Genomic DNA, 25,996 nt, shown 5'->3' with positions numbered 1-25,996 from the left:
AAGTATAACGGTTACTAGTCAATAAATACTAAAGTTTTGAAACGACTTCAATTTACATGTCTTATACTTTGTTGTGCTCTAACAACTATATGCTTCTCTCAAAAAAAGGAAAGTATAAACATTGTATTTGCTGGTAAAGGTTTTACTGAGAAAGGTAAAGAGGAAGGCTCTTTTACGTTTTTAAGAGACAACCAACAGCAAGTCCATTTTGTTCATAATGGTGTAAATGTCTATTGTGATAAAGCCATACTTTATAAAAAAGATGATTTTATAGAAGCTTTTAGTAATGTGCGTATGGTGCAAGGCGATACCATAACCATGACTGCTAAATACATTGAATATAGCGGGAAAACAGAACTGGCTTTTGCTCGTGGCGATGTTATTCTTAAAGACCCAAAATCGACATTAACCACCGAAAAGCTTCATTTTGACCGTGCAAAACAGCAAGCATACTATGATGTTTCCGGAAAGGTAGTTAGAGATTCTTCAGGTACAATTACAAGTAAAATTGGACGCTATTACATGCAAAATAAAAAGTATCAGTTTATTGATAGTGTTGTACTAGTTAATCCTGAATATACGTTAAAGACTAAACGCCTTGATTTTTTTAACGATTCTGGTCATGCCTATATTTTTGGACCTTCAACCATAAGTGGTGAAGGCAACGATATCTATTGCGAACGCGGTTTTTACGATACACAAGAAAATTTTGGACATTTTCAACGTAATGCAAAAATAAATTATGATGACAGAGAGGTTATTGGTGATAGTATTTATTTTGACCGTAACCTAAACTTTGCATCAGCAACTAACAATATTAAAGTTACAGATACTATAAATAATAGTATTGTAAAAGGGCATTATGCAGAAGTGTGGAAGGCCAAAGATTCTGTTTTTATTACAAAACGTGCGCTTGCCATAACCGTACAAGAAAAAGATTCAATTTATATGCATAGCGATACGCTGATGCTTACTGGTCCAGAAGACCATCGTATTACAAGGGCTTTTTACAATGTCAAAATTTATAAAAAAGACCTAGCTGGGAAAGCGGATTCTATACATGCAGACCATAAAACAGGTTTAACAGAAATGATAAACTTGGCGCGTTTTAATTCTAAAGATCCATTTGCTGCTAAACGAAAACCTCTACTTTGGAATATAGGCAATCAAATGTCAGGAGATACTATCCATTTAATATCTAATGTAAAAACCGAACAGTTAGATTCTCTAAAAGTCTTTAATAATGCATTTTTAGTAAGTAAAGACACCATAAGTGATGATGCCTATAACCAAACTAAAGGAAAAGAACTCATTGGTCTTTTTAAAGATAATGAATTATATAATGTAGATATCATTAAAAATGCCGAAGTCATCTATTATTCTCGCAATGGCTTGGGCGAACTTATAGGTATTAATAAATCAAAATCTGGAAGTATCAATATTAAAATTTCTGATAACGATATTGAAGAGATAAACTTAATTAATAAAGTAGATGGTGATTTAAGCCCAGAATCTCTATTTCCTAAAAATGCGAATAGACTTCGCGGATTTGATTGGCGAGGAGATGAAAGACCAAATAGTGTAGAAGATTTATTTAAAGATGACCCACCACTAAACCTCCCAATTATAAAAGGTCTAGATGATTATGTTCCACCTGAAGATTTCTTTGATGAAGATGTGAGACAACGTGTTGAAGCCGCCAAACCCAAAGATCCGAAAAAAGAGAATAAAGCCGCAAGAAATCTGCCAAAGAAGAAAAAAGAAGAGAAGCCTTCTGGTAACTAATATGCAAGACGATTTCTATAAATATCAAGCGCAGACAACGCCACATCCATTGGCAATAGAAGTTAGTCATGCAGAAGGTAGCTATATCTACGATACTTCTGGAAAAGGTCACCTCGATTTTGTTGCTGGTGTTTCGGCAACACCGCTTGGGCATCGTCATCCAAAAGTCGTTTCTGCAATAAAAAATCAGTTAGATCAATACATGCATGTTATGGTCTATGGCGAATACGTTCAAGAGCCTGCAGTAGCACTGACAAAGTTATTAGCTAAGCATCTTCCAGAATCTTTAAACACGACTTACCTTGTAAATTCGGGAACTGAAGCTATAGAAGGAAGTATTAAATTGGCACGTCGACATACTGGTCGCAGTGAGATTATTGCTGCTAAAAATGCATATCACGGCAATACAATAGGCGCATTAAGCTTAATGGATTATCAAGAACGAAAACGTCCTTTTTTACCTTTACTACCTGACATAAAGCATATAACTTTTAATCGCGATGATTGCTTAAATCAGATTACAGAAAAAACAGCTGCTGTAATTTTGGAAACCATACAAGGTGGCGCTGGTTTTATAGAACCAACAAACAATTACTTACAAAAGGTACAGCAACAATGTAATGAGGTTGGTGCCTTACTAATCTTAGACGAAATACAACCAGGTTTTGGACGCACAGGAAAGTTATTTGGCTTTGAGCATTATAATTGCATTCCTGATATTTTGGTCACAGGAAAAGGTCTTGGTGGTGGCATGCCTATTGGTGCCTTTACAGCTTCTCAAGATATCATGGCTGACTTAAAAGACAACCCAAAACTTGGACATATTACTACATTTGGCGGTCATCCAGTTATTGCTTCAGCTGCATTAGCAACATTAACAGAAATTATAGAATCAGATTTAACGTCTAAAGCTCTAGAAAAGGAACAATTATTTAGAAAAGAACTTCAGCATCCAAAAATTAAAGCCATTAGAGGTCGAGGTTTAATGTTAGCATTGATGATGGAGTCTCCAGAAATTACAAATCAGGTTATCTTACAAGCAAAAGACAAAGGTTTAATTCTTTTTTGGTTGCTTTTTGAACCCAAAGCCATCAGAATAACACCACCACTAACCATTTCAGATAAAGAAATTATCAAAGGATGCCAGATTATTAAAAGCATTCTAGACACTATATAATCTTCAATTTATCAGTAAGAATAAGCGCTATGGTACGACTATTGCGTCATTTTTATTAAGAATTACGCTGTTAACTATTTTGTTAAAAACATTAAGACCGTAAAATTAAAACTTCAATCTATAACACTAAATTTATTTTATTGAACAATATATCTGCCTATGGAGTATAGTCAAAATGGAGATTTTAATAATATGTCCCTCACAAAGTTTGAGTCCATGCTAAAAACAAATGACGTTTTGTTTTTTGATTCAGACGAATTCGAAAACATCATTCACCATTACCTCGAGAATGGAAAAATCTCACTAGCAAAAAAAGCTATAAAACTTGGCTTACAACAGCATCCAACATCCATAAACCTTCGGCTATTTAAAATTGAAATACTTGTTATTGAAAACAAGTTTGATGAAGCTAATGATATCTTAGAAGAACTCCATTATCTAGAACCAAATAATGAAGAAATCTATATTCAGAAAGCTAATGTCCTTTCTAAACAAGACTTACACGAACAAGCTATAAATGCCTTATTAATTGCTTTAGATTTATCTAGTACAATTGAAGGTGAAAGTGATTTGTACGGCCTCATTGGTATGGAGTATTTATTTTTAAATCAATTTGAAAATGCTTTAATATATTTTCAAAAATGCTTAGAAGTAGATCGCACAGACTATTCAGCTTTGCATAATATTATCTATTGTTTTGATTTTTTAGATAAGAATGAAGAGGCTATAGATTTTCTTAATGCCTATCTAGATTCTAATCCTTATTGCGAAATTGCCTGGCATCAATTAGGACGACAGTATTTTGCTATTAAAGATTATAAAAGGGCAAGTACAGCTTTTGATTTTGCCATAATTTCTGACGATACATTTGTTGGTGCTTATCTCGAAAAAGGTAAGGTATTAGAAAAGCAAAAAAAATATAATGAAGCCATCGAGAATTATAAAATAACTTTGGCGCTTGAGGACCCAACATCTTTTGCGCTTTTAAGAATTGGGCACTGCTACGAAAAACTAGACCAAGACGATTTAGCTGTTCAGTTTTTTAATCGTACTGTAGAAGAAGATCCGCTTCTAGACAAAGGATGGATAGCTATTACTAAGTTTTATGCAAAGCATCAAAATTACCAAAAGGCATTACATTACATTAGAAAAGCTGTAAACATTGATAGTGATAATGTGTTGTATTGGAAGCTATACGCTAAAATTAATCTACGTTTAAATTTTTACGAAGAAGCAGAACAAGGTTTCAAGCGCACATTAGAACTTGGCAACTATGAGATAGACACATGGTTAAACCGCACAGATATACTCATTAAGCTAGGTGAATATGAGGCGGCTATATTTAATCTTCTTCAGGCTATTGAGTTTTATCCAGAATCAGCTGAGATAGAATATCGTTTGGGAGGGCTTTATTTTAAAACTCTTGAGCAAGGTAAAGGACGTTATCATCTTAAAAACGCATTACGACTTAATAGCGAATACGATTTTATAATTGAAGAGTTATTTCCTAATCTTTTAAATAAGCCAATTGTTAAGGATATTATTTCGGCTTCAAAAAAATCTTCAGACTAAAAATCCATACCTTAGCGTTTCATTTACAATCTAATTATGCAACGCAGTTTTTTTAGCTATCTAACGATTTCCTTAAAGGGCATTGCCATGGGTGCTGCAGATGTTGTGCCAGGCGTTTCTGGTGGTACTATTGCTTTTATTTCTGGTATCTACGAAGAACTTATAGAGAGTATAGATAATCTTAGCTTAAGTTTTTTTAAAACATGGAAAACTTCAGGTTTTAAAACTGCTTGGATGGCTATAAACGGTAGTTTTTTACTAGCATTATTTATGGGTATTGCCATCAGTATTTTGTCTTTAGCAAAATTGATAAAATGGTTACTACATAATGAACCCGTTTTGCTATGGTCATTCTTTTTTGGATTGGTTTTAGCGAGTATCCTATACATTGCTAAGCAAATAAAAAACTGGTCGCCAATAGTGATTTTAGCTATACTATTAACCTCTATCCTATCCTACTATATTACATTAGCAGAACCTTTTGCTTCACCAGAAAGCCCATATTATCTGCTATTTTGCGGATTCATAGCCATAATAGCTATGATTTTACCAGGCGTTTCTGGTGCATTTATTTTACTAATACTTGGCGCATACCAAACAGCAATTGATACAATAAATAACCTAAGAGATGGCTTGTTTACTGGTAACATAGAACTGTTTAAAGACGCCTTAATAAACTTTATACTATTAGCTATAGGAGCTGTAATAGGTATCAAAGTTTTTAGTAAAATCTTGAACTGGATGTTTAAACATAAAAAGAACATCACTCTAGCTATTTTAACCGGTTTTATGATTGGCTCATTAAATAAAATATGGCCTTGGAAAAAAGTCTTAACAACGAGACTAAATTCTGAAAACATAGAAGTACCGCTTTTAGAAAAAAGCATTTTACCGCAACATTTTAATGGTGATAGTCAATTGGTAATGGCAATTGTATTTATAATTATTGGGTTTTTAACTATTCTCATTCTTGAGCGTTTAGGAAAAGGGAAAGAAAACACTAAGGTCTAAATGGAAAATACCCGCTCATTAAAAGATCGTATATTTTTAGTTGTTAAAGGACTAGCAATGGGTGCTGCCAATAAAGTCCCTGGAGTTTCAGGTGGTGTTGTCGCTTTCGTTGCTGGATTTTATGAAGAGTTTATTTACTCACTTCAAAGGGTCAATAAAACGGCATTTAAACTTCTTTTTAATGGTCGTTTTAAAAGCTTTTATACCTATGTAAACGGTAAGTTTCTTTTCCTACTTTTTTTCGGAATGATTATCAGTTATTTTAGTGTTTCTAAAATTTTAGATTACCTCATTGATCATTACCAACTTTATGTGTGGAGTACATTCTTTGGGATGATACTAGGTTCTATTTATTACATTAATAAAGACTTTAAAGAATGGAGTGCCAAAACTGTTATCGCATTAATCATTGGTACAATAATAGGTATAAGCATAAGTTTTATGGATCCCGCAATGGAAAATGATAATTTAATTTTTGTCTTTTTCTGTGGTATTATAAGTGTTTCTGGGATGACTCTTCCCGGGTTCTCCGGCTCTTTTATACTTATCTTGCTAGGTAATTACGTATTGCTACTCGTAGATTCTGTTAATGCATTATATGACACTATCGCAGATATCTTTACAGGTAATTTTGAATTTGTAAAAGACCAAACACGTATGCGCATGCTTAAAGTACTATCTGTTTTTACATTAGGATCTGTGACTGGTTTAGTTACTTTTTCTCATGTTTTAAATTATATCTTAAAGCACTACAAAAGCATTACTCTTTCCACAATCATTGGATTTATTATTGGCTCACTTGGCGTTGTATGGCCATGGAAAGAAACCAAGTATAAAATAGCTGAAGATGGCTCTCAAATATTAGATTCAACTGGTGCTCCAGTTATAGAAAACTATAAACGCTTTTTACCAGAATTAAATTCTGAAACCTATATCGCCATTGCTTATATTGTTTTTGGAATTTTAATAGTTTTAGCATTAGAATGGTATGGACAACGTACAAAACGAGTTAACATATAAATTTGGATTAATCGGTAAAAACATCGATTACTCATTCTCTAGAGGTTATTTTGCTGAAAAGTTTCAAGCAGAAAATTTACCACATAAATATGTCAATTTTGACCTAGAGCATATTTCAGAAATTGAAAACATTTTTCAAAATTCTGAAGCTATTAAAGGTTTAAATGTTACCATTCCTTACAAAGAAGCTATAATTCCTTTTTTAGATAAATTGAATAAACGCGCAAAAAAAATAGGTGCTGTCAACACCATAAAAATTAACAAAAAAGGAACGTTGATTGGCTACAATACCGATTATTATGGTTTCAAAAAATCGCTTAAACCTTATTTAAGCAATAATCACAAAAAAGCATTAATTCTTGGTACTGGCGGTGCTTCTAAAGCTATTGCTTATGCTTTAAAGCAGCTAAAAATCAAGTTTCATTTTGTGTCGAGGGCTAAAAAAGAAAATGCCACATTTGTCTATTCAGAATTAACTGAAGAGATTATAAAAGCACATCAGATTTTAATTAATTGCTCGCCAGTAGGTACATACCCAAATGTAAATGCCTGTCCAGATATTCCTTACGATGCCATTTCTGAACATCATATTCTTTACGACCTCATTTACAACCCAGAGCAAACAAAATTTTTGCAATTAGGAGCTTCCCAAAATGCAGTGACCATAAATGGCCTAAAAATGTTAGAGCTACAAGCCGAAAAATCTTGGGAAATCTGGAATAGTTAAAGTCTTTAATTTAGACTTTTGTTTAACTTTTAAAAACTTTGTAATTCTAAGGCATTTCTTATCTTTAACGTCCACATTTAAATTTTTGACAAATGTCTGAGATAGATAACCTGCAAGACGCAGATGGAAAAAAAGAGGTTGATGAAACAAAAGCGGAAGCAACCCCAAACCAAGAACAAGTTGAAGCAAAAACTGAAGAGCGTGTTCCTGAAGAGACTTCAGACACTATAGCCGATGCGACTAAAGTTGTAGATGAGAATACTTCAGAAGAAACTCATGTTGAAGAAATTGAAAGCTCAAATGCTGAAGATGCTGAAGATGAGTCTAATGCAGAGCGCCATAAATTAGAAGACAAGGATTATCATGCTATGAGCATGGAAGACTTGGTTTCTGAATTCGAAAAACTTCTCAAAAACCATAAAATACAAACGATTTCTTCTCATGTAAAAGAGATTAAATCAGAGTTTAATTCAAAATATTCTGCACTTTTAGAAGAGAAAAAGGAAGAATTTATTGCTGATGGAGGAAATAGTATTGACTTCTATTACTCCAACGATACAAAAAAGAGTTTCAATTCTGCTGCAAAAGAATACAAGCAATCTATAAATGCGTATTATAAAGACCGTGAAAAATCTCTAAAAGATAATCTTGAAAACAGATTAGCCATTATTGAAGAGATCAAAGGCCTTGTTGGTGTTGAAGAAAACATGGGAGAAACTTATAAGCACTTTAAAGAGCTACAAGAAAAATGGCGAAATGCAGGACCAATTCCAAGAGACAAATACAATAATGCATGGAATACCTACCATCATCATGTAGAGCGCTTTTATGACTTTTTACATCTTAATCGCGATTTACGCGATATGGACTTTAAGCATAATTACGAGCAAAAGCTTAAAATTATCCAACGTGCAGAAGAATTGGCAGCCGAAGAAAATGTAAATCATTCTTTTAGAGAGTTGCAAGTATTGCATAAGTTATGGAAAGAAGAATTGGGTCCAGTTGGCAAAGAACATCGCGAAGAAATTTGGCAACGTTTTAGTAATGCCACAAAAACAATACATGACAAACGTCAAGACTATTACGCTGATTTAGATAAGGCTTACGAGAAAAATTTGGTCCGTAAAGAAGATATTATCGAAAAGATAAAAGCACTTAATGCAGAAGAGTCTAACTCGCATAACGTTATACAAAAACGTATTAAACAACTCGAAGCTTTACGAGAGGAGTTCTTTAATGCTGGTAAAGTCCCTTTAAAACAAAATGAAGCGACTTGGAAAAAATTTAAAGATGCCGTAAGAGAATTTAATCGTAGTAAGAATAAATTCTACAAGAATTTAAAGAAAGACCAATATGCCAACTTACAACAGAAGTTGGAGTTGATTAAAGTTGCTGAGGGCAATAAAGATAGTGATGATTTTGCTACGGTAACACCTTTAATGAAAGACATACAAAACCAATGGAAAACTATTGGTCACGTGCCACGAAAAGATTCTGATAAAATCTGGAAGCAGTTTAAAAATGCCTGCAACCACTACTTTGATCGTATGCATGCCGAACGTAAAGCCGAAAATCAAGAACTCTACGATGCCTTTGATAAGAAGAAAGAATTATTAGAAAGCTTAAAATCTTTTGAATTTTCTGATGATGCAAAAGCGGATATTATCAAACTACAAGACAAGATTAAAACCTATAAAGCCCTAGGCTTTGTACCGCAAAACAAGCGTTTTATTGACGGAAAATTCTACAAAGCCATTGACGCTGCTTTCGATAAGTTGAAAATGGATAAATCTAAGTTAGAAATGATTCGTTTTGAAGGTCGATTAGAAAACCTTTCTGGTGGTGATGACACGCGACAACTGGACAACGAGCAAAATTTTATCCGTAAAAAAATTGACGAGGTTAAGTCCGAAATTAACCAATTAGAAAACAACTTACAGTTTTTCTCTAACGTTAAAGATGATAATCCATTAGTAAAAGATGTCCATAAGAATATAGAGAAGCATAAAGCATCTTTAGAAACTTGGAAGAGTAAGTTAAAGCGTGTACGTGAGATGTATTCTTAAAAAGATGATTTTAATCCAAAATTCACTTATTCAAGATATACTCATATTTGGTAAAGCAAAGAAATATACTTAGGCAAATAACTGATATCCAAGCTCAAGCTAAACGTCTTATTAAAACTAAGGCTCCTCTGATTGAAATTGAACAATTTGCTGATTACTCTAACGAAATCAAGTCGTTTTTAATAAAAACATTGATAATGATTTCATGCTTAATCATGTGAATGAGATTCCTGATTTAAATATTAATGAATTAGATGCCAAATCAGATATACTGCATTTAGTGTTTAATTGGTTTGGGGGTGGAATAGGAATTTACTCAAGAGAAAGAATCAAATCTGATAAAGCCTTAAAAATCGTTAGAGACATTAAAGGTAAATATGCTTCTGCTGAGTTTATGCTAAAAAACTATTTCAGTTAATTAGAATTACAATTAAATCTCAAAACCCACTTGTTCTCACAAGTGGGTTTTGCCCTAACTAAACTAAATTAACCTTAATTACAACCGCTAAATAATAATTAAGATTCTACAAAGAAGAAATCTCTTTTGAGAGTTTCTATTATAGTTACGGCTAAGATTTTTATTTGGATTTTTAAAGTGCAGACTTTAACACTTATAATTTTTTGGCCTCTTCCCAGAACACATCCATTTCGGATAAAGTCATGTCTTTTAAAGGCTTTTCGAGTTGTTTAGATTTCTCTTCTAAATATTGAAAACGCTTTATAAACTTTTTATTGGTGCGTTCTAGAGCATTTTCTGGATTTACTTTAAGAAAGCGTGCATAATTAACCATAGAGAATAAAACATCGCCAAATTCACTTTCTATACGCTCTTTATTTCCCGCAGAGATTTCTGCCTTAAGTTCTGCTAATTCCTCTTCTACTTTTTCGAATACTTGTTCTGGTTTTTCCCAATCAAAACCTACACCAGCTACTTTATCTTGAATACGATTGGCTTTTACCATAGAAGGTAAACTTTTTGGAACGCCTTCAAGAACACTCTTTTTACCTTCTTTAAGTTTTAACTGTTCCCAATTACGCTTGATATCTTCTTCATCATTGACCTCAACATCGCCATAAATATGTGGGTGTCTTTCTATTAATTTATCGCAAATACTGTTGCACACATCTGCAATATCAAAATCTTTGGTTTCACTACCGATTTTAGAGTAGAACACAATGTGCAAAAGCACATCGCCCAATTCTTTTTTCACCTCATCTAAGTCGTTATCTAAAATAGCATCACCAAGTTCGTAAACTTCCTCGATGGTTAAATGACGTAAGGATTCCATCGTTTGTTTTTTGTCCCATGGACATTGCTCACGCAACTCATCCATGATGGTTAACAGACGATCAAAGGCTTTTAATTGGGTAGTTCTTTCAGACATAAATCAGTAATAATTTACGGTCTAAATTACCACAATTTTAAATAATAAAATGCTATAGAAATAGATTTATTCTTCTTCAGAAACATCAGCGGTTTCTTCGTCTTCAAGCGCACCTAACAAATCATTCTTTTGAAGAATATTATACCACTGTACTACTTTTTTAATGTCTGAAGCATAAACACGGTCTTCGTCATAATCAGATAAAATATCGAAGAAAAACTCTTCTAATTCATCTTTACTTGCCTTATGGCTAATATCAGTTTGTTCACCATTATATTTTGTTTTAATAGAACTTAAAACATTGCGTAATGGCACTTCTTCTGCAAGCGTATATATTGCAATCTCACTAAGAATACTAATATTACTATGAGCACCAACAGTAATACGTTTTTTATCTATTAAAGACTCGACTACTGCTCCTGTGCGTGTTTGTGTTACGATTTGGTACAATCCTGGTTTCCCAGAAATCGATAAAATTTTATCTAAACTCATGTGTATATTTTTTAACGCTTTCTACTCATTGCAGGAAAGCGCATTCTGTAATCTACTCTAATTTTACCTTTAGAAATGTTAAGTAACTTTCCCTTTAGCAAACGTTTTTTAAACGATGATAGTTTGTCAGTAAACAAAACACCTTCAATATGGTCGTACTCATGCTGAATAACCCTAGCTATTAAACCATCATACTCCTCAACATGTGTATTAAAATCTTCGTCTTGGTATTGTATTTTAATCTTTGGTTGCCTAAACACATCTTCTCTAACATCTGGAATACTTAAACAGCCTTCATTAAACGCCCATTCATCACCTTCTTCTTCAAGAATTATTGGATTTATAAATGTTTTTTTAAATGCTTTTAATTGTGCAGCTTCCTCTTCTGAAAAACTTTCGTCTTCTGCAAAAGGCTCTGTATCTACCAAAAACATACGTATGGCCAAACCAATTTGTGGTGCTGCTAAACCAACGCCATAAGCACCATACATTGTCTCGTACATGTTGGCTATAAGTTCCTCAAGCTTTGGATAATCTTTATCGATTTCTACAGCCTTTTTCTTTAAAACTGGATCGCCATATGCAACTATTGGTAAAATCATGATTTTAATTTTTACGCAGGCAAAAATACAATTCTTAATGTATTTTTAAAGGTGTTTTATAATAATTGTAACGCTACTGTAACGAAGACATATAACTCTGAAGAATAAGCGTGGCACTTATCTCATCAACCAAAGCTTTATTTCGACGTTGTTTTTTACTCAAACCACTATCTATCATTGTTTGAAATGCCATCTTAGACGTAAAACGCTCATCTACTCTTACGATAGGAATGTTTGAAATTTGATGTTGCAATTTTACCAAAAACTTCTGAATGTAAACTTCGCTTTCAGAGTTTGTATTGTCCATCTGTTTTGGTAAGCCAACTATAATTTTATCCACAGTTTCTTGAGACGTATACTCTTTCAGAAAAAGAATCAATTCCTTAGTATCAACAGTTGTCAAGCCAGATGCAATAATCTGCAGCTCGTCCGTAACTGCAATTCCTGTGCGCTTTGTTCCGTAATCTATAGCTAAAAGTCTTCCCATATTTGCCGCAAAGATAGTTAGAATATAAAGATTTATAATGTTGACTATTTTACACTTTTGTAAATACTCACAAATTTTCTGAAATAGTTTCATAGATTTTTTTGAGGCGCTTATCTTTGGACTTTAATTTATAGGACCATGAGAGACATACAATCTATTATAGAAACGGCTTGGAATGACCGTTCTCAATTACAAAATACAGAAACCACAGATGCTATTAGAGAAGTCATTAACCTTATTGATAGTGGAACACTAAGAGTTGCAGAACCAACTGACAATGGTTGGCAGGTTAACGAATGGGTAAAAAAAGCAGTCGTATTGTATTTCCCAATTCAAAAAATGGAAACGCTAGAAGCTGGTATTTTTGAGTATCACGATAAGATACCACTAAAAAAAGGTTATGCAGAGAAGGGTATTAGAGTTGTACCAAATGCAGTGGCTCGCCATGGTGCATATATCTCAAAAGGTGTGATTATGATGCCCAGTTATATAAATATTGGTGCCTATGTCGATGAAGGCACAATGGTAGACACATGGGCAACCGTTGGTAGCTGTGCTCAGATTGGCAAAAATGTTCATCTTTCTGGAGGTGTTGGTATAGGTGGTGTATTAGAGCCATTACAAGCTGCACCAGTTATTATTGAAGATGGTGCATTTATAGGCTCAAGATGTATTGTGGTCGAAGGTGTTAGAGTTGAAAAAGAAGCTGTTCTGGGTGCAAATGTGGTACTCACTATGAGTACAAAAATTATCGATGTCACTGGTTACAAACCTGTTGAAATGAAAGGTCGTGTACCAGCACGTTCTGTTGTTATTCCTGGAAGTTATACCAAAACATTTAGTGCTGGAGAATTCCAAGTGCCTTGTGCATTAATTATAGGAAAACGAAAAGAGAGCACGGATAAGAAGACATCTTTAAACGATGCGCTTCGTGAATACGATGTTGCTGTTTAAAAACTCCTAGTTCAATAATAAATAAGTAAAAACATCAAAATCCTTAACGTCTATTCTTTTTGGAGTTTGGTGTTTTTTAGTTGTAATTTGCCCTAATGAAGGTATTGGTCATTCAGCAAAAAATGATTGGAGACGTCTTAACGTCTAGCATTCTATTTGAAGCTATTAAAATCAAATATCCTGATGCACAATTACATTACCTCATCAACTCCCACACTTACCCTGTTGTAGAAGGTAATCCCTATATAGATAAATTTCAGTTTTTCACTCCAGAACACGAAAAAAGCAAACTAAAATTACTCTCTTTTGCAAAACAAATAAAAAAAGAAAAGTATGATGTTGTGATTGATGTCTATGGAAAGTTAAGTAGTAATATTATTAGCTATTTCTCCAAATCTCCAATCCGCATTTCTTATCACAAAAATTATAATTCTTTTATCTATACAGATACACTAAAACGAAAAACAAAATCCGAATATGGTATAAGTTTAGCTATTGAAAATAGAATAAGACTATTAGAGTTTATTGATATTAAATTTAAGGACATCTCACCTAAAATATATCTAATAGGTAGAGAGATTAATGATGCCAAAGACTATTTAACAGGTAAAGATTTAAATCTTAAAAAACCAATCTATATGATTAGCGTTTTGGGAAGTAGTCCAAAAAAAACATACCCATTTTCCTATATGGCAAAAGTCTTAGATAACATTGCCAAAGAGAATATAAACGCACAAATTTTATTCAATTATATTCCAAAACAAGAAGAGGACGCAAAAGCCATTTATGATCTTTGCAAAACAGACACACAAGGTCAAATTTATTTTAATGTATTTGGAAAAAGCCTTAGAGAGTTTTTAGGAATAACTGCACATTGCACCGCTTTAATAGGAAACGAAGGTGGTGCAGTTAATATGGCTAAGGCATTGGATATTCCTACATTTACGATATTTAATCCTGCGCTAAACAAACAAAATTGGTTTGGAACATCCGAAACAAAAAAGCATGTGGCTGTTCATTTAAGTGATTATGTAGATATGTCTGGCTTTGACAAAAAAAGCATCAAAGATGATATATTTAATGTATATAAGAAATTTAAACCCGAATACTTTAGGTTAGAGTTAATAAAATTCTTAAGAGGTAGAAAAAAGTAAAATCTATGCTTGATAATACCTAAATTTGCGTTCTCAAAAACTGTATTTTTAAAACAAACAACTAAACAATGAAAATTATAATTCTTGCAGCTGGTATTGGTTCTCGTCTTGGCAATCCTTTTCCTAAGCCACTTACGCCATTGAAAAATGGAAAAAGCATTATGAAGATGCAAACCGATAATATTGCTTCCCGCTACGATATAGATGACATTAATGTTGTTGTTGGTTTTAAAAAAGACCTTATTATGGAACGCTTTCCGGAACTAACATATGTCTATAACCCCTTTTTTGACAGAACAAATACCTCTAAGAGTTTACTACAAGCTCTAAAAAAACATAAGGATAAATCTGTACTATGGTTCAATGGCGATGTTGTTTTTGATGAAAGACTTCTTGATATTTTAGACCCTTACATTAAAAAAGACGAATCTTTTGTTGCTGTTAACACCAGTAAAGTTGCAGAAGAAGAAGTAAAATACACCTTAAAAGATGGGTATATTAACGAACTTTCTAAAACTGTGAAAAATGGACTTGGAGAAGCAGTTGGTATTAATTTTATTTCATCTAAGGACATCAAAACTTTCATTAGACATTTAGAAGCTTGTGATGTTAATGATTATTTTGAACGAGGATTAGAAACTGGCATTGAAAATGACGGTCTAAAAATACAAGCTGTCGATATCTCTCAATATAATTGTATGGAGATAGATTTTTTAGAAGATTTAGAAAATGTAAACAATATGCTCTAAATGAGGACTATTCTTTTTTGTCAAAACAATTATGCATTTGGGATTTTAGAACCTATTAAGCAGGTTTTGACACAAAAAGGATATGACTATATTTGGTTTATAACAGATAAAATAAAAAAAGACTTCCCGTATACTTCTGATAATTATACCTTAAAAATATCGGACCTTAAAGCATTTAATAGCGATGCCATTTTTGTTCCAGGAAATGAAGTCCCACATTATTTACGAGGTTTAAAAGTTCAGATTTTTCATGGCTTAGCAGGAGAAAAAAAAGGCCATTTTAGGATTAGGCATTACTTTGATTTATACTTAACACAAGGCCCTTATTTTACAAATCGATTTAATGAACTAAAAGAAGAACATAAAAATTTTGATGTTATTGAAACCGGATGGCCCAAGTTAGATATTTACGGAAAAGACAAATCTAAATACGATAAAGAAAAAATAAAATTACTCAAAGAATCTAATGCTAAAAAAATAGTATTATATGCTCCTACTTTTTCTCCAAAGCTAACTTCTGCCCCATTTTTAATAGAACCCTTAAAAGAAGTTTTAAAAAATCCTGATTATTTAGTTTTAGTAAAATTTCATCCACTTATGGATAAAGGCTGGGTTGAAAATTACAAAGCATTTGCCTCTACCAACAAAAGAATCATAGTGGCAGAAGAGAAAAATATAATCAAGTTTTTGTTAATGGCTGATGTGCTAGTAAGTGATACATCTTCTGTAATCTATGAGTTTCTTTTGTTAGACAAACCGGTCATAACATTTAAAAATATTTCTGAAAAAATTTACTGGAATGATGTTGACGATTACGCAAAGTTAAATACACTAATTGAACACAATTTATACGAAGATTCTTTTGCAAATCAACGTCAGACTATTTATAATGATTTTCACCCCTATAATGATGGTAAATCTGCCTTGAGAATGGTTGAAACTGTTCAAAATTATATAGAAATTAATGGGGTTCCTAAAAGAAGAAAAATTTCTTTTTTAAGGCGTATGAAGATAAATTCTATTTTTGGGAAGGCTTAAAGATTTTTTTAATTCATCTCAATTTTACTAGTTTTTACGTATACCAAATTCAGTAAATTTAGATTTTGCTTTTTTTGTTTCCTTACGTATTGATTTATTTTCTAGTAACACCTGTTCATTTTTATATGGTCTATCATGATATAGATGCAAACAAATAGCACTATATCTAATCTGAAGAAATTTTACTCCATTATTCATCATACGTTCACCTACTTCTCTATCCTCTCCACCATATTTCATGCGCTCATCAAAACCATTTACGGCAATAATATCAGATTTATAGCAAGAAACATTCATACCATCAAAAGTTGCCTTAGTTGGAGTTATAGTATTTAAAAATCTAGACTTAAAGTCTGATGTTGTGAGCTTATTGAGTTTAAATGTTTTTGGTTGTCCATTTTCTAGAAGCCAATCCACATCAAAGCATTTTTGATTTTTAATTACATGGTTATCAATCAATCCAGATACTTCTTCTGTAAGCTTAAAATAACCTCCAGAAAGTGCACAAGAGGGCTTTTGGAGTTTTAAATGTGTTTCAACAAAGTCTTGTCTAGCTATACAATCTCCATCAGTAAAAATGAGATACCTCGAATCAGAAGCAAGAATAGCTTTATTCAGTATTTCTGTTTTTCTAAAACCATCATCTTCCTGCCAAACATGTACAACTTTTAAATCTGTTTTGCTTTTAAAATCTTCAACAACAGTTTTAGTATTCTCATCAGAACCATCATCTGCTATAATAATTTCAAAACATTTTACAGATTGTAAATGATAACTATATAACACTAATTTCAACCATTTTGGTTGATTGTAAGTACTTATAATTACAGATGCTTTTAATTCTTGCGACATGAAGCAAAAATACTACTTTTACAACATAGATATTTAAAGGATGATAAAACTATCTGGAGTCATAATTACATATAATGAGGAACGCAATATCGAAAACTGTTTACAGTCTTTGATAGATGTTGTTGACGAAATAGTGGTTGTCGACTCTTTTTCTACTGATGATACAAAAGCAATCTGTCAAAAATTTGATGTAAAATTTATAGAGCAAAAATTTTTAGGCTATGTAGAGCAGAAAAACTTTGCATTAAATCAAGCTTCTAATGATTATATCGTTTCTCTAGACGGCGACGAATCCTTATCCAAAGAACTTCAAAAATCGATTTTAGCTATAAAAAATAATTGGAAATACGATGGTTACTATAGCAATAGATTCAATAATTTTTGTGGACAATGGATAAAACACTCTGATTGGTATCCTAATAGAAAACTACGTGTTTTTGACAGACGCAAAGCCTCATGGAAAGGTATAAATCCACATGATAGTATTGCTTTAAATAAAAATACAGCTACAGGATATCTCAAAGGAGATATTTTACACATTACATATCAATCGTATTCAGAATTTAATAAAAAGACAGAATACTTCTCGACTATTGCTTCAAAGGCATATTATAAAGAAGGTAAAACATCTAATTTTTTTAAAATATTCTTTAATCCCACTTGGGCTTTCTTTAAAGCCTATTTTCTGAGATTAGGTTTTCTAGATGGTTTAAATGGATTTATAATTTGTGTTCAGACTGCTAACATTACTTTTTTAAAGTATAGTAAGCTTTATGAGCTTCAGAAAAAGAATAAAGACTAATTTAGTTTTTCCAGAATTTAAGCTTCTTTTTTAATCGCTTTTTTCGGTGATAACGTTCTTGAAAGTCTTGAGTCTCCTTCCACATGGTATTAAAAATCTGGATTTCATCTTCTCCAGAAACTTTAGCATATTCATTACTCATCACTTTAATCATAGATTCATGAATCGTAAGTTTTGAGAGGTTCTTCATTCGGGTTTTAAAATCCATTTCTCCAAATTTCATTCTGTTTAAGTCCACCAAATAAAATTTATAATTGCCATTATTTAACTCAATAAGCGTATTACCTGGAGAATGGTCTAAAAAATTAATCCCCTTTTGGTGCAATTGATAAGAAAACCTAGTAAATGCTCTAAGTATAGCTTCGTGATTTGGATATTTGAAGTTTGTTGTTAATTCCCGGTATGTTAAATCTGCCTGTAAATGTTCACTTGCATAATAACTGTCCTCAAAAGATAGTATACCTGTATTCTCAAAGTAACCATAAGGTTTTGGAGTACCAATATCATTATTTTCTAGATATTGTGCATACTCGAAAGAACGTTGTGCTTTTGATTTCCTAAAAAAACGATACACAAATTTATTAACAAGATTAGGTGTTCTAAAGGACTTTACATTAATTGTAACATCATCAATAGTATTAGTTTTTATGACATTACGATCACCATCATTAAACATATCGCCTTCACTTTTAAAATTAATTATAAAATCTAAAAGTTGGTCGTTAAATGTTTTATTGTCTAATGCAAAGACTTTTTTCATGCTGCGAAATTACAATTATTGAACAAAAAACAATTAGTTCTATTTTTTTTATTTCTTTGCATCATGTCCAAAAAACCACAAGTCTTTCTTGAATCTCATAACATCAAAAACTTAAATTTTGGTTTTGGTCAATTTAATTATCATTTAATTAAAGGGATCGCTGCTTTAAATACTGAAGATATAGACATTACACTAAATGTAAAAGATACTCAAAAACTAAAATCAGAATTCGGGAATATTTTTAAATACCGTACTTACAAATCACTGAGTAGATATCCGCTATTTAGGATTAAGAAAAAATACAATCTATGGCATTCTTTAAATCAAAATATAAAGGTTGAGCCTTTTTTTGATATTCCTTATGTTTTAACTGTGCACGATGTAAATTTTGTTGATGAAGTCTCTAATGACATGTCGCATAAACGTAACGTTAGATTTCAAGAAAAACTAAACAGGTGCAACGCTATTACTTACATTTCTAACTACGCTAAGATATCAACACATAACTATTTTAAAATCCCCAATGTACCAGAGTTTGTGATATATAATGGAAATCCTATTACAGATGTAGATATTCCAGAAGGCTACACTCCAAAAGTGAATACTAAGAGGCCCTTTTTCTATTTTATAGGTGAATTTTCAGAACGAAAAAATATACACACACTAGTAGAAATGTTAGCTCATTTACCTGAGTTTGACCTTGTCTTATCTGGTAAAAATGAAACAGATTACGGTAAAACAAAACTTGCTAAAACCATATCACGTCTCAAACTCGAAAATCGTGTACTCATCACTGGAAAAGTTTCTGATACTGACAAACAGTATTATCTAAAAAATTGTACCGCTTTCGTGTTTCCCTCTCTTAGAGAAGGGTTTGGTATTCCGCCTATTGAAGCCATGCGTTTTGGTAAACCTGTTTTTATGTCTAACAACACATCATTACCTGAAATTGGAGGTAACCATGCTTTTTATTGGGATAATTACAATCCTGATTATATGGCAACAGTTGTAAAAGAAGGTCTTAATAAATTTGATAAAAATAAAACTGACCTTTCTAAAGCCTATGCATTACATGCCAAAAGTTTTGACTGGAAAAAAGCAGCTTCAGAATATTTAGAAGTCTACAGAACTGTTCTAAAGAATAATCAATAAAAAGGTTAATTTTATACCCTGATTAAATCAACCAACACTCCATGAGTAAACTAAAATATTTTTTCAAAAATCTTAAATCTCAGAAACGTAAAAAAATCTTTGGCGAGCATGCAAAAGGTATAATTTACGAATCTCAAAACGGAATAATAGCTTTACCTATTGAAGATTTAACTATTGGTAAAAGCCTTGGTTTTAAAGGGCATTGGGATATTAATGAGGCTAATAAAATTAAAGAAAAGTGTTCGGAAGATGATATCGTTTATGTCATTGGAACTCATGTTGGGACGCTTTTAATTCCCTTGGCAAAAAAAGTAAAGCAGATTATAGGTTATGAGGCCAATGAAAATACGCATTGGTATGCTGAGAAAAATCTAGATTTAAATGACACAAAAAACGTTACAATATACAACTACGCCGTGGGTAATGAAAATAAAGAAGTTGAATTTTATCAAAGTACTGTAAATACTGGCGGAAGTAAAATAAAGCCCATAAAAGAAGCCGCTCAATACACTTATGACAATCCAAAAACTGTAAAAGTAGATATGGTTGTTCTAGATGAACATATCAAACAACAAAACCTTCCTGAACCAACAGGTTTTATAATGGATATTGAAGGTGCTGAGTATTTTGCTCTTCAGGGTATGCAAGAGAGCTTAAAAAAGGTGAAATTCTTATATGTTGAATATGTACCTCATCATTTAGAAAATGTTTCAAACGTATCAAAAGAGGTATTTATGGAGTTGATTTTACCACATTTTAAAACAGCATCATTTATAAAACGAAATAAGACATTTTCTTTAGAAAATGAATCAAATGAATTTTTTGACTACTTAAACGAATTACAGCTAAACGATAAGGCTGAAGATATTTTATTCGAATAAAAACACAACCATGATTTTATATTACATTCTTGGAGTTATTGCTCTTGCATTACTAATCCATTTTGGAATTAAATTTTCGAAGCATAAATCCTTATATCCATTTATGCCTTTTAAATACAACTTTAGAAGACGACGAAACACATTTAAAAAAACCTTAGAGCTTTTAGATAAAAGAAAATCTAAAATTATTGTCGAAACAGGAACATCTCGTAAAGGTCTTGAAGCTACTCGTGGTGATGGTGCTGCAACTATAGTTTTTGGAAAATGGGCAAAACAAAATGATGCCAAAATGTACTCTGTAGATATTAGTGAAGATTCCGTAAAAGGTTCGCAATCTGCAGTTACTGAACAAGGTTTGGATAAAAATGTTTCTGTTTTACTTCAAGATGCGCTTGTTTTTCTAGCAGAGTTTGGCCAAAAAATAGATTTACTTTATTTAGATAGTTATGACTATTCGAGGACAGATGTAGATATTCAACAAAAAAGTCAAGAACATCATTTAAAAGAGTTTCAACTTGCAGAAGATAAACTTCATGAGCAAACCATTGTCCTTATTGACGATTGTGGCTTACCTGGAGGTGGAAAAGGCAAGCTTGTTGTCGAGTATATGATAGAAAAAGGTTGGGAAGTTTTAATTGACGCTTACCAAATTCTATTGATTAAAAAAGGCACCTCGGTTTAGTATTTTCTTGTATACACAATTAGGGTCTTCATTTACTATGTTGTAAATTTGCATCTTAAAATCGAAGTCTATTTTATTCGATAAAATGAAGTACAAAAACGCACTACAACATCCTGTTTTTAAAACTATTTCGCAATCCGCAGATGCTTTAGGAGTTGATGCTTATGTGATTGGTGGTTTTGTACGTGACTATTTCTTAGAACGCGGTAATGCTAAAGATATAGACATTGTTGCTATAGGTAGTGGTATTGAGTTAGCTCAACATGTTGCCAATAATTTACCAAACACTCCAAAAGTTCAAATTTTTAAGACTTACGGAACTGCGATGCTTAGACATGATGATATTGAGATAGAATTTGTTGGTGCTCGTAAAGAGAGTTATAACGAGAATAGTAGAAACCCTATTGTAGAAAATGGCACATTAGAAGATGACCAAAATCGTCGTGACTTTACAATTAATGCACTAGCATTAGCGCTAAACAAAAATAGTTTTGGTGAACTTCTTGATCCTTTTAATGGTATTAATGATTTGGATAAAGGCATCATAAGAACGCCTCAAAATCCTGATATTACATACTCTGATGACCCGTTACGTATGATGCGGGCCATTCGTTTTGCAACGCAACTTAATTTTAAAATTGAAGATGCCTCATTAAGTGCCATATCAAAAAACAAGGAGCGCATAACTATTATTACTAAAGAACGTATCGTGACAGAATTGCATAAAATTCTAGAAAGTGGTACGCCATCTATTGGATTTATTCATTTAGAAAAAACGGGACTTCTAGACTATATAATGCCAGAGCTCACAGCTCTTAAAGGTATTGACGAGAAAGAAGGACAACGTCATAAAGACAATTTCTATCACACTTTAGAAGTTGTAGATAATATTTGTAAAACTACGGATAACCTTTGGTTACGATGGGCGGCTTTACTACATGATATTGGTAAAGCACCGACTAAACGCTTTCATAAAAAAATTGGATGGACCTTTCATGGTCATGAATTTGTGGGCTCTAAAATGGTATACAAGCTTTTCAAAAGATTAAAAATGCCATTGAATGATAAAATGAAATTTGTTCAGAAAATGGTCTTTATGAGTTCTCGTCCAATTGTTTTAGCTTCAGAAGTGACAGATTCTGCGGTACGCCGTTTAGTCTTTGACGCTGGAGATAATGTTGAGGACTTAATGACTTTGTGTGAAGCAGATATCACAACAAAGAATCCTAAAAAGTTCAAGAAATATCATAACAATTTTAAAATTGTAAGAGATAAAATAGTTGAAGTTGAGGAACGAGACCATGTACGTAATTTTCAACCACCTGTTACTGGTGAGGAGATTATGAAAACCTTTAACTTAAAACCTTCAAAAGAAATTGGCATTATTAAAGAAGCTATTAAAGAAGCTATTCTTGAAGGTGATATCCCAAACGAACATGCAGCAGCTTTTAAACTTATGTTAGAAAAAGGTAAAGCATTAGGATTGATGATTGAAGAATAAGGAATTAATAACTTATAATATCAAATGTTTAAACTCATCAGAACCACTTCAAATAATAAAGACTTCATCAATTTGGTGAAAGATTTAGATGCCTATTTGAAGATTACTGATGGTGAAGAACATGATTTTTATAATCAATTTAACGCTTTAGAAAGCCTAAGCAACGTGGTTGTACTTTACAATGATAAAACACCTGTTGGTTGTGGCGCTTTTAAAAAGTTTGATGAAACTTCAGTCGAAATAAAACGAATGTACGTCAATCCAAATACCAGAGAAAAAGGTTTAGGAAAACAAATTCTTAATGGTTTAGAAGATTGGGCCAAAGAAATAGGTTTTACATCATGTGTTTTAGAAACAGGGAAACGTCAAATAAAAGCTGTTAAGTTTTATAAAAAATGTCATTATATTCCCATACCTAAGTATGGTCAATACAAAAACATGGATAATAGTGTTTGTTTTAAAAAGGAGTTAACCTAGTATGAAACAGAGATTCAGAAAAACGGCTAAAGTTGCATTAGTATTGGTCTATCTAGTTATTATTGCTGGCGCTGTAGTGCGTATGACAGGTTCTGGAATGGGCTGCCCTGATTGGCCAAAATGCTTTGGGTATTATATTCCTCCAACCGATATTTCTGAACTTCAGTTTAAACCCAACCATGATTATAAAAAAGGTATCGTCATTATTGTAAATGAAGAGTTGCAAGTCGCTTCAAAAGACTTTACCTCTTCTAATGAAAGAAATGCCTCTAATTGGAAACCCTACACAGAACACGATTATGCCATATTTAATCCATTACACACTTGGGTAGAATATATTAATAGGCTTTTGGGTGCACTTTCAGGGCTACCTATTTTAATTTTTACAATCATGTCTATTTGGCTGTGGAGAGACAAAAAACGGTTCTTATTACTGTCGATTTTTACAGTTTTAGGAATGGGGTTTCAGGCTTGGCTTGGCAAGACCGTTGTCGATTCTAATTTAGCGCCATACAAGATTACCATTCACATGGTTATGGCACTGGTTATTGTTGCTGTAATTCTATATCTGATTTATACCTCTAAATCAACGTGTAAAGATCAAAAATTCGATTTAAGATTCAGAAATGTCCTTATTGTAGCCACTATATTAACTCTTATTCAGATTATTATAGGAACACAAGTACGTCAATTTGTAGATGTACAAAATAAGTTAAATGGCTATTTTAATTGGGATATACAAAGCTTAGCACCACTAAACTTTTACATTCATCGTTCACTTTCAATCTTAGTGCTATTATTAAATGTCTGGTTGTTTTTGCGAAACCGCAAACTCAAACTGGGCTATAGTAAATATAAACTTGTTTTAGTTTGTATTGCACTAGAAATAGTTACTGGTATTGCTATGTATTATTTTAACTTTCCGTTTTCTACGCAACCATTACATATAGTTATTGCTACAATATTAATCGGAATTCAGTTTTATATTATTTTAGAAAGTCATAATTCTCATCGTCTAAAAAGTATAGAAACTTCAGCTTAAATCGTATCTTTGCATGCTGATTAATATTATAACATGATTTACAGATTTAGAGTTATACTCGATAATGATACCGAAGAAGATATTTTCCGTGATTTAGAAATTCGCGAAAGTGATTCTATGGAAGACCTCCACAATATCATTACACAATCTTTTGGTTTTGATGGTATGGAAATGGCATCGTTTTATGTTAGTGATGAAGAGTGGAATCAAGGTGAAGAAATCGCGATGTTTGATGTTAGTGAAGGTCACAACAAAGTAAAAGTCATGAGCAGCACTAAAATCAATGATTTAGTGCATGAGGCTTCTACTCGACTGATTTATATTTATGATTTTTTAAACATGTGGACCTTTTTTGTAGAGCTTGCTGAAATAGTTGAAGAAGCTGAAAGCACAGATTACCCAAATCTTATGTTTGTCCAAGGCCAAGTACCAGACGAAGCGCCAATCAAAAACTTTGAAGCAGACACAGACGATGCGTTTAACGAGTTTGAAGATGATATAGACGTCGATGATTACAGTGATTTAGATTTTGACGAAAACTGGAATTAACCCATAGAAAAAAGTACTTATACCCAAAAAGCATTTCTGATAGAAATGCTTTTTTTTATTTTACATTGTAACAAAAAAATAGTTGGCTCGTCTTACTCTCATAAACCAATCAAAAACTAATCACTTTGGAGAATATCCTTACCATTAATAACCTGACTAAAAAGTTTGGTTATCTCACAGCAGTTAAAGATTTAAGCTTTACCATTCAAAAAGGTAATGTTTATGGCATTTTAGGACCCAACGGAAGCGGGAAATCTACAACATTAGGTATTGTGCTTAATGTCGTCAACAAAACTAATGGCGATTTTCATTGGTTCGATGGTAGCGTAGACACGCATGACGCCTTAAAAAAAGTTGGTGCAATTATAGAGCGACCAAATTTTTACCCATACATGACCGCTGAACAAAACTTAAAATTAGTATGCAAAATTAAAGGGGTTTCTACAGAAAAAGTTGAAGAAAAACTTGATGTCGTTGGCTTATTAGACAGAAAAGACAGCAAATTTAAAACCTACTCATTGGGTATGAAACAGCGTCTTGCTATAGCCTCTGCACTACTTAACGACCCCGAGATTTTAATTTTGGATGAACCAACTAATGGTTTAGACCCGCAAGGCATACACCAAATACGACAAATTATAAAAGACATAGCTTCTGATGGCACAACTATACTATTAGCCTCTCACTTATTAGACGAAGTTGAAAAGGTATGCTCGCATGTGGTTGTCCTTAGAAAAGGCGAAAAACTTTATTCTGGTCGTGTAGATGAGATGATAAATAGTCATGGCTTTTTTGAATTGAAAACCGAAAAGCAATCCGAATTAATTTCTATCCTAGAAGACCATAAGCTTTTTGATAAAATTAAAACTGAAGACGATTTAATTACTGCATTTTTAACTGAACCAATGTCAGCATCAGATTTTAATAAGTTGATGTTTGAGAAAGGCATAGTGCTTTCGCATTTAGTAAAACGAAAAGAAAGCTTGGAAGAGCAATTCTTGCAATTAACAGACAACCTAAATTAACATCAATCAAACCATATATAATTCTCACAGAATTCATATAACCAATCAGAAAAA

27 protein-coding genes are annotated in these 25,996 nt (G+C 32.5%); 21 read left to right on the top strand and 6 right to left on the bottom strand.

Annotated features, from left to right (window positions below; translation table 11 throughout):
• The first annotated feature begins 36 nt into the window (after nt 1-36).
• From IEV10_RS07325 to IEV10_RS07290, 8 genes are all read left to right on the top strand, one after another.
• Nucleotides 37-1,785: an OstA-like protein gene (locus IEV10_RS07325; protein ID WP_188374024.1), complete on the top strand. Its 1,749-nt coding sequence runs from the start codon at nt 37-39 to the stop codon at nt 1,783-1,785.
• 1 nt (nt 1,786) lies between these two features.
• Complete coding sequence (locus IEV10_RS07320) at nt 1,787-2,962, top strand: aspartate aminotransferase family protein (protein WP_188374023.1); 1,176 nt, start codon at nt 1,787-1,789, stop codon at nt 2,960-2,962.
• Nucleotides 2,963-3,121: 159 nt separating this feature from the next.
• Nucleotides 3,122-4,534, top strand: coding sequence for a tetratricopeptide repeat protein (locus IEV10_RS07315; RefSeq protein WP_188374022.1), 1,413 nt, complete (start codon nt 3,122-3,124; stop codon nt 4,532-4,534).
• Nucleotides 4,535-4,570: 36 nt separating this feature from the next.
• A complete protein-coding gene (locus tag IEV10_RS07310) occupies nt 4,571-5,545 on the top strand; it encodes a DUF368 domain-containing protein (protein ID WP_188374021.1) in 975 nt (324 codons plus the stop codon).
• On the top strand, nt 5,546-6,565 hold the full coding sequence (locus IEV10_RS07305) for a DUF368 domain-containing protein (protein WP_188374020.1): 1,020 nt from the start codon (nt 5,546-5,548) through the stop codon (nt 6,563-6,565).
• Nucleotides 6,534-7,292, top strand: coding sequence for a shikimate dehydrogenase family protein (locus IEV10_RS07300; RefSeq protein ID WP_188374019.1), 759 nt, complete (start codon nt 6,534-6,536; stop codon nt 7,290-7,292). The genes IEV10_RS07305 and IEV10_RS07300 overlap by 32 nt, the downstream gene beginning before the upstream one ends.
• 92 nt (nt 7,293-7,384) lie before the next feature.
• On the top strand, nt 7,385-9,358 hold the full coding sequence (locus IEV10_RS07295) for a DUF349 domain-containing protein (RefSeq protein ID WP_188374018.1): 1,974 nt from the start codon (nt 7,385-7,387) through the stop codon (nt 9,356-9,358).
• A gap of 205 nt (nt 9,359-9,563) precedes the next feature.
• Nucleotides 9,564-9,776: a hypothetical protein gene (locus IEV10_RS07290; RefSeq protein ID WP_188374017.1), complete on the top strand. Its 213-nt coding sequence runs from the start codon at nt 9,564-9,566 to the stop codon at nt 9,774-9,776.
• 193 nt (nt 9,777-9,969) lie between these two features.
• On the opposite strand, the gene mazG is transcribed toward IEV10_RS07290, so the two are convergent.
• From mazG to ruvX, 4 genes are all read right to left on the bottom strand, one after another.
• On the bottom strand, nt 9,970-10,743 hold the full coding sequence (gene mazG / locus IEV10_RS07285) for a nucleoside triphosphate pyrophosphohydrolase (RefSeq protein WP_188374016.1): 774 nt from the start codon (nt 10,741-10,743) through the stop codon (nt 9,970-9,972).
• 66 nt (nt 10,744-10,809) lie between these two features.
• Nucleotides 10,810-11,235 carry a DUF5606 family protein gene (locus IEV10_RS07280; protein ID WP_188374015.1) on the bottom strand — a complete coding sequence of 142 codons (426 nt, stop codon included), beginning with the start codon at nt 11,233-11,235 and terminating at the stop codon, nt 10,810-10,812.
• Between the two features lie 11 nt (nt 11,236-11,246).
• Nucleotides 11,247-11,837 carry a peptide deformylase gene (gene def, locus IEV10_RS07275; protein ID WP_188374014.1) on the bottom strand — a complete coding sequence of 197 codons (591 nt, stop codon included), beginning with the start codon at nt 11,835-11,837 and terminating at the stop codon, nt 11,247-11,249.
• A gap of 73 nt (nt 11,838-11,910) precedes the next feature.
• Complete coding sequence (gene ruvX / locus IEV10_RS07270; protein WP_188374013.1) at nt 11,911-12,324, bottom strand: Holliday junction resolvase RuvX; 414 nt, start codon at nt 12,322-12,324, stop codon at nt 11,911-11,913.
• Between the two features lie 138 nt (nt 12,325-12,462).
• On the opposite strand from ruvX, the gene IEV10_RS07265 reads away from it, so the two are divergent.
• The 4 genes from IEV10_RS07265 (at nt 12,463) to IEV10_RS07250 (ending at nt 16,219) form a co-directional block, all read left to right on the top strand.
• The gene (locus tag IEV10_RS07265) at nt 12,463-13,278 is read left to right on the top strand and encodes a 2,3,4,5-tetrahydropyridine-2,6-dicarboxylate N-succinyltransferase (RefSeq protein WP_188374012.1); all 816 of its coding nucleotides are present in this window, start codon (nt 12,463-12,465) and stop codon (nt 13,276-13,278) included.
• Between the two features lie 95 nt (nt 13,279-13,373).
• Complete coding sequence (locus tag IEV10_RS07260) at nt 13,374-14,432, top strand: glycosyltransferase family 9 protein (RefSeq protein WP_188374011.1); 1,059 nt, start codon at nt 13,374-13,376, stop codon at nt 14,430-14,432.
• A 68-nt stretch (nt 14,433-14,500) separates the two neighbouring features.
• Nucleotides 14,501-15,181, top strand: coding sequence for a phosphocholine cytidylyltransferase family protein (locus tag IEV10_RS07255; RefSeq protein WP_188374010.1), 681 nt, complete (start codon nt 14,501-14,503; stop codon nt 15,179-15,181).
• The gene (locus IEV10_RS07250; protein WP_188374009.1) at nt 15,182-16,219 is read left to right on the top strand and encodes a CDP-glycerol glycerophosphotransferase family protein; all 1,038 of its coding nucleotides are present in this window, start codon (nt 15,182-15,184) and stop codon (nt 16,217-16,219) included.
• A gap of 27 nt (nt 16,220-16,246) precedes the next feature.
• Here the strand turns inward: IEV10_RS07250 and IEV10_RS07245 are convergent, their stop codons facing one another.
• Nucleotides 16,247-17,071, bottom strand: coding sequence for a glycosyltransferase family 2 protein (locus IEV10_RS07245; RefSeq protein WP_188374008.1), 825 nt, complete (start codon nt 17,069-17,071; stop codon nt 16,247-16,249).
• 40 nt (nt 17,072-17,111) lie between these two features.
• Here IEV10_RS07245 and IEV10_RS07240 point away from each other — a divergent pair, with 40 nt between their 5' ends.
• A complete protein-coding gene (locus IEV10_RS07240; protein ID WP_188374007.1) occupies nt 17,112-17,873 on the top strand; it encodes a glycosyltransferase family 2 protein in 762 nt (253 codons plus the stop codon).
• Nucleotide 17,874: 1 nt separating this feature from the next.
• Here the strand turns inward: IEV10_RS07240 and IEV10_RS07235 are convergent, their stop codons facing one another.
• The gene (locus IEV10_RS07235) at nt 17,875-18,633 is read right to left on the bottom strand and encodes a lipopolysaccharide kinase InaA family protein (protein WP_188374006.1); all 759 of its coding nucleotides are present in this window, start codon (nt 18,631-18,633) and stop codon (nt 17,875-17,877) included.
• A gap of 63 nt (nt 18,634-18,696) precedes the next feature.
• On the opposite strand from IEV10_RS07235, the gene IEV10_RS07230 reads away from it, so the two are divergent.
• The 8 genes from IEV10_RS07230 (at nt 18,697) to IEV10_RS07195 (ending at nt 25,942) form a co-directional block, all read left to right on the top strand.
• The gene (locus IEV10_RS07230) at nt 18,697-19,785 is read left to right on the top strand and encodes a glycosyltransferase family 4 protein (RefSeq protein WP_188374005.1); all 1,089 of its coding nucleotides are present in this window, start codon (nt 18,697-18,699) and stop codon (nt 19,783-19,785) included.
• 41 nt (nt 19,786-19,826) lie between these two features.
• Nucleotides 19,827-20,666, top strand: a complete 840-nt coding sequence (locus IEV10_RS07225; RefSeq protein WP_188374004.1) for an FkbM family methyltransferase — start codon at nt 19,827-19,829, stop codon at nt 20,664-20,666.
• Nucleotides 20,667-20,676: 10 nt separating this feature from the next.
• Nucleotides 20,677-21,348, top strand: coding sequence for a class I SAM-dependent methyltransferase (locus tag IEV10_RS07220; protein ID WP_188374003.1), 672 nt, complete (start codon nt 20,677-20,679; stop codon nt 21,346-21,348).
• 85 nt (nt 21,349-21,433) lie between these two features.
• Complete coding sequence (locus IEV10_RS07215; protein WP_188374002.1) at nt 21,434-22,849, top strand: CCA tRNA nucleotidyltransferase; 1,416 nt, start codon at nt 21,434-21,436, stop codon at nt 22,847-22,849.
• Nucleotides 22,850-22,873: 24 nt separating this feature from the next.
• Complete coding sequence (locus IEV10_RS07210) at nt 22,874-23,326, top strand: GNAT family N-acetyltransferase (protein WP_188374001.1); 453 nt, start codon at nt 22,874-22,876, stop codon at nt 23,324-23,326.
• A 1-nt stretch (nt 23,327) separates the two neighbouring features.
• On the top strand, nt 23,328-24,368 hold the full coding sequence (locus IEV10_RS07205) for a COX15/CtaA family protein (RefSeq protein WP_188374000.1): 1,041 nt from the start codon (nt 23,328-23,330) through the stop codon (nt 24,366-24,368).
• 33 nt (nt 24,369-24,401) lie between these two features.
• Entirely contained in the window at nt 24,402-24,917 is a 516-nt protein-coding gene (locus IEV10_RS07200) for an IS1096 element passenger TnpR family protein (protein ID WP_188373999.1), read from the top strand.
• A gap of 125 nt (nt 24,918-25,042) precedes the next feature.
• Nucleotides 25,043-25,942, top strand: a complete 900-nt coding sequence (locus IEV10_RS07195; protein WP_188373998.1) for an ABC transporter ATP-binding protein — start codon at nt 25,043-25,045, stop codon at nt 25,940-25,942.
• Nucleotides 25,943-25,996: the final 54 nt, after the last annotated feature.

Origin of the sequence: Winogradskyella haliclonae (assembly GCF_014635865.1) — a bacterium.
GTDB classification, from domain to species: Bacteria; Bacteroidota; Bacteroidia; order Flavobacteriales; family Flavobacteriaceae; genus Winogradskyella; species Winogradskyella haliclonae.
The sequence above is the reverse complement of the archived record's forward strand: the minus strand, read 5'-3'. Positions and strand labels throughout refer to the sequence as shown.